Source organism: Paenibacillus zanthoxyli JH29 (assembly GCF_000520715.1).
GTDB classification, from domain to species: Bacteria; Bacillota; Bacilli; order Paenibacillales; family Paenibacillaceae; genus Paenibacillus_AQ; species Paenibacillus_AQ zanthoxyli.
Map to the genome: position 1 here is coordinate 1 of NZ_ASSD01000511.1, position 5,310 is coordinate 5,310.

A 5,310-nucleotide genomic window follows, 5' to 3' on the forward strand; every position below is an offset into this window, starting at 1 on the left:
GGAGCTTCTCGCCAATGAAATCCTTGATTTCTTTTTCCTCGGTCGTCTTGCCGGATAGGCAGGCCAGCAGCGTCTGCTGTCCGGGAACGGGTTCGACTACAATGACGGCTACCTCGTCGATATTGGCATGCGCATCCAGGATGGCCTCAATCTCGCCCAATTCCACCCGGAAGCCGCGCAGCTTCACCTGATTATCAATACGGCCATGGTATTCGTAGCTGCCGTCCGCCCTTTTTACCGTTAAATCTCCCGTCCGGTAAATGAATTCCCCGGGAATTTCCGGGAACGGATTCGGGTGGAAGGCCGCACGGGTCTTCTCCGGATCGTGCAAATATCCTTTTGCCAGCTGAATGCCGCCAATCCACAGCTCGCCCATTTCGCCCTCGGGCACTTCACGCATCTGCTCGTCCAGATTCTTAATAAACACACCGCCAATGGGCTTTCCAATAGGAATGCTGTGCTCACCGTCCGTCCCCGGTCTTTCGGAAACGATGTGGTAAGTGACATCGATGGAAGCCTCGGTGGGACCATAGAGATTAGCGAGTCCGGTGGACTTCCCGTACCGGTCCATCCACTTTTGCACAGGAGAGAGCGGAAGACCTTCACCGCTGAAAATGAGCCAGCGCAGCTCGGGAAACGCATACCCCTCGTCCTCAAGCGAATTTACAAATTCACCGAACAATGAAGGCACAAAATGCATGACATTAATGCGGGTATCGATCATCCACTTGGCTAAGCTCCATGGATTCTTGACTACCTCTTTCTTTGCGGGGCATACGGTCCCGCCATACATTAACGGCCACAACAGCTCCCAGACCGAAATATCGAAGCAGCAGGACGTTTTTTGCGCTACCCGTTCACCAGGCTGTATTCGGAAGGTGTCCTGATGCCATTCCAGCCGGTTCATATAGCCCCGGTGATTCAGCACGACTCCCTTCGGATTTCCGGTTGATCCTGACGTATACAGAACGACCATGACGTCAAGCGGCGAGCTGACAACTTCAAGGTCGCGCCTGGAGCAGTTCCTCCACTGCGCCGAATCAGGCTGGGCATCATCCAGATAAACCAATGTCCGGACAGACGGGCACTCCTGAGCGATACTGTCGGCCTGCTCTTTGAGCAGTTGTTCCGTTAACAGGAACTGAAGCTGGGCGTGCCGGGTAATATACTTGATCCGTTCAGGCGGATACACCGGATCAAGAGGAACATAAGCGGCTCCGGCCTTTAGAATTCCTAAAATTCCGACCAGCATTAGATGACCGGGAAGCGTCATGATCCCGACCAGCGTCTGCGATTTCACACCCTGTGAGAGCAGATAGTTGGCCAACCGGTTGGATAATTCATCCAGTTCACGGTAGGTAACGCTTCGTGTCCCGTCCAGAACAGCGACGGCGTCCGGCGTAAGCTTGCATTGTTCGGAGATTTTCACATAAGGGATCTCCGCTGCCGCCGATTTGGTATCCGCAGACGAGCCTGTGCTTACGCCTGTCAGTTTGGAAATCATTTCATTCAGCGTCCGGCATTCGAACAAAGCTCCCTTATCGATCTTCCCGAATACGCCGCCCAGCCGCGCGATGAGCCGGATACGCTGCAGGGAATCCAGACCCAATTCGGCTTCCAGGTCCCGGGACATGTCCTCGGCCCCAAGCTTCCTTGCGCTGATTTCTTCGGTGATGGCCCGCAGCTTCTCTTCTGTTTCTCCAGCTTTTCCAGCCGTATTCGCTCCCGGCGCCACAGAGAGAGTCTCAGCGGTCTTCACTTCAAAAGCGGCGAGCCGGTTAATATTTTCGATGAATCTTCCCATATGCTTGTCGATGTAGCCATCGTCAAAAAAGGTGCTGTCATAGTTCGAAGTGAGCATCAGTCTGCCTTGAAAGATTTCAACCAGATTGTCTATCGTTCCGGGGTTGGTTCCCGTATAAGCTTCATAATCATAGACTTCGTACTGTCCGTATCTCTTATCAATGGATGTATTTCCTACGAAGGAGAGGTAAAGGTTTGATTTAAGCGTTGAGCGGATCATGGAAGCTGCCGTGTCTGGCATACTGCCATTGTGCAGTCGAATCGAGTCTTTGGAGTAGTGTGCGGCTCTGGAGGTCTGCGCCCGGTCCATTCCTGAAGATAACTTGCTGTTGATGACTTCTTTGGTTCTGCCGATAAGCGATTCCCAGCCTTCCCCGGCATCGTCGCAAGTAAAAGTGAGGGCCAGATTCTGCGCAAACGCGCCAAGTACGTCCGTTGCATCTTGATTGGGGTACAGCTTGCCGCTTGTCGGCAGGTTGAGAATAATTCGGTTCTGCTCTTCCCCCTGCTGCTTAATCGTCTTTAAATACGCGCTGACCAGAAGAACGAACAAGGAGGTTCGCCATGCTTTGGTGCGCTTGATAAGGAGAGACGTTGTCTGCTCATCAAGCCAATATTTCCGGGTATGGATTACAGCCTCTTGAGTACGCACAGGTGCGGATGGGCCTAAGGATTTATAGGGGTTGAAAAAATAAGTTCCCCTTCCCTGCTGCCGTACGTAGTCGTCCAGGACTTGAGTTTCCTCCGGAGACTCCCACTGATTAAGCTTCATAACGATATTGTTATAGTCTTTGGCAAGCAGGGCAGGCCCTAATTGGGCCGTTCTCTTTTGCGATCTCGCGCCATAAATCTCCAGCAATTCCTTCACGAGCTGCTGATTGCCCAGACCGTCCGAGATGAGATGGTTGATGTCAAGAATGAGCTCATATTCATCATCGGCGGTACGTACTACGGAGAAGGTGTGCAGCGGCCACTTGGTAATATCAAATTTACGATTCAGCGCGTCTTCAAATTTTCGGGAGATCACCTGCTGCTGTGCCTGCCGGTCCAGATGCCGGATATCCTCTACGGAAATTTCCGGAGGGACGGCATCCTTGAGCAGGTTCAGGCGGTATCCCTTCAGACTGCTTGCATCCGGATCAATAGTGAACGCGCTGCGTAGGATGGGGTGGCGGAAAATAAGCTCTCTCCAGGACTCCCACAGACTTCCCAGATTCAGCTCACCCTTGACCTTTACTCCCGTGCTGATGGAAAGATTGGCTACAGACAAATACGTGACCAAAAATAAATATTGGGTATGTAAAATTTCAAGTAATTCAGGATCATTTTCAGAAATTTCCGTCAAAACAGGAGCGTCGGCGTTCAGGCTCGGCTGGGGGGCAATGCCGGCATTCTTCCGCCAATTGGCAAACAACTCTACAATATCTTCGACGGTCTGCAGGGTCAGCAGCGCAGCGAAGGGATATTTGCTTGTAAAATCGTCCACCTGGTCTGCGGGAATAAGTCTCAGTAAAGCGTTCATGAGCGAAATCATTTTGATCGAATCCAGTCCCAGATCACTTTCCAGATCCATATCCATGTGAAGATCCTCCGGGTTATGGCCGGTGATTTCAGAGATCAGTTGGCAGATATCCGTTCTCAATTGTTCGTGTGTTTCTTCGGCTATGGGTGGGGCACTGGCCGTAACTGCGATTTCCGGATAATCCACCGCCTGTCTTCGGGCGGCTTCCCACTCCTCAAAAAGCCCCACCAATTCGCGGACAGTGTGCATAACGAGCAATGACCCTACAGGATGGGCTGCATTAAACTCATCCAGTTGTTCTTCAGGGATGAGTTTCATCATTTCATTCATAAGCGAAATCATCTTAATGGAATCCAGACCCAAATCATCTTCCAAAAACATGTCAAGATCAATGTCTTCAACTCTGTGACCCGTCACACTGGAAACCGTTTGAAAAATCTTTTCTTTTGTACTGCCGCTTTCACCTGCAAGACCAACGTACATTTTGCTCATTAGCTATCCTCCCCAAATCGTGAAATTCGCTTTGACCAACATCAAATACACCCTTGCACTATCCATTTTCATGAAGATAAGGATATAGATGAAAACCCTACTAATTTTTATTGATGTCATACTATCTATATACTTTTTATTGGGATTTCGTGTCAATGACTATTTTCCTTATATTTGAATTTTTATAAAATTTAATAGTCAATTAACATAATCATGCACTAAATTTATAGATTGAGTTTAAAAAATGGGGGGGGATTGAGGGAATACCGGGGTAACTGCTTAGGCGCGGGTTGAAATTATAGACTAACTACCGAACGCGGTTCGGTGCGTGTGCTTGGCACGCTGCCATCGGTTCTCATGATGGAAACACAAAATTGACCCACAAGAGGGTCACTTGTTCAAATTTTCCTTCTTTGGGGTCATCATTCGCAATCTCTGGATTTTTAGGAGCTTTATTTATTTAAGGTATGGGACTCTATCCATTTATCTAAAGTCGAGCGATAAAAGATCAAATTTCCATGTAGATCAACATAAGGTATAAGGTCGTAAATATGAGTAGACCCGCGTGATGTTCTCTTTTCTTCGTCTTGCTGAATAATTGACTTTAAATCCTCTGATGAAATTCGTAAATAATCAGCAGCTTCATTAAGATTCAACACATTTTGAGATATTGAATTTTCTGAGGCATCGGCCAAAGCTGGAGATGATTTTTTTTCATACTTAACATATATAGACGTACATACAATTAGCGTTCCACATAAAAGGATAACTGAAATGAAGTGCACCCAAGTTTTGTTCAAATTCTTGCCCTCCTCCTTTTTCTCTTTAATACCTTAACATTTTTTAAAAAAAGTTTCCAAGTCTAGCAGGACTTTCCTAGGTCTATATCGAAATATTATGAACTGAATTGAAAATTATTCCATTAGGGGGTATTTTTTTGCAGAAGAAAAAAATTGCAAGTTATGTCGTCGTAGCTGCTATTGGATTTTCCTTAGTTGTTCCTAATGTTTTAGCGGCAGAAGTTTCCCCTTCCGCCATCTCTCAGGATTCAATCCCTGCCTCATTATCATCTCTTACTGGAGAGCAATCCACTTTTAATGATGTGAAAATTCCTGATGGGGTAGAGACAGTATCTGTTCGTGATATTGTGCCAGCAGAGTATTTTGAAGCTGTAAAAGGAAAATATAAATCGAAAGAAGAAATTTTGAAAGCTACAGGATTTACACTAGAGAAATCTGAAAAAGCTAGTACTGTGCAATTTAGCCAAGGAGCAACGACTGTAGATGATCTGGATGAATATGCTGCTCTACTGACGTATTATTCAGATAGTGCTAACCAAAACTTTAAAGTGTCATCATTTCAGGCGAATGCTGTTGAAGGCAGTTCCAATACAGCTACAGTTTGGGGAGATGGATTGGCTGCAGGGAGCAACCTTTCTTGGATTTCAGCTACTGTGTATCACGCCTGTTGATTACCCAAAATAAGGAATAACA

3 protein-coding genes are annotated in these 5,310 nt (G+C 47.2%); 1 reads left to right on the forward strand and 2 read right to left on the reverse strand.

Annotation, left to right across the window (positions count from 1 at the left end; all coding sequences use genetic code 11):
* On the reverse strand, nucleotides 1-3,817 hold a 3,817-nt coding region (locus L691_RS0119485), incomplete at its 3' end, for a non-ribosomal peptide synthetase (RefSeq protein WP_232229222.1).
* A gap of 452 nt (nucleotides 3,818-4,269) precedes the next feature.
* Nucleotides 4,270-4,617, reverse strand: a complete 348-nt coding sequence (locus L691_RS0119495) for a hypothetical protein (protein WP_025692048.1) — start codon at nucleotides 4,615-4,617, stop codon at nucleotides 4,270-4,272.
* Nucleotides 4,618-4,754: 137 nt separating this feature from the next.
* On the opposite strand from L691_RS0119495, the gene L691_RS0119500 reads away from it, so the two are divergent.
* The gene (locus L691_RS0119500; RefSeq protein WP_025692049.1) at nucleotides 4,755-5,288 is read left to right on the forward strand and encodes a hypothetical protein; all 534 of its coding nucleotides are present in this window, start codon (nucleotides 4,755-4,757) and stop codon (nucleotides 5,286-5,288) included.
* Nucleotides 5,289-5,310: the final 22 nt, after the last annotated feature.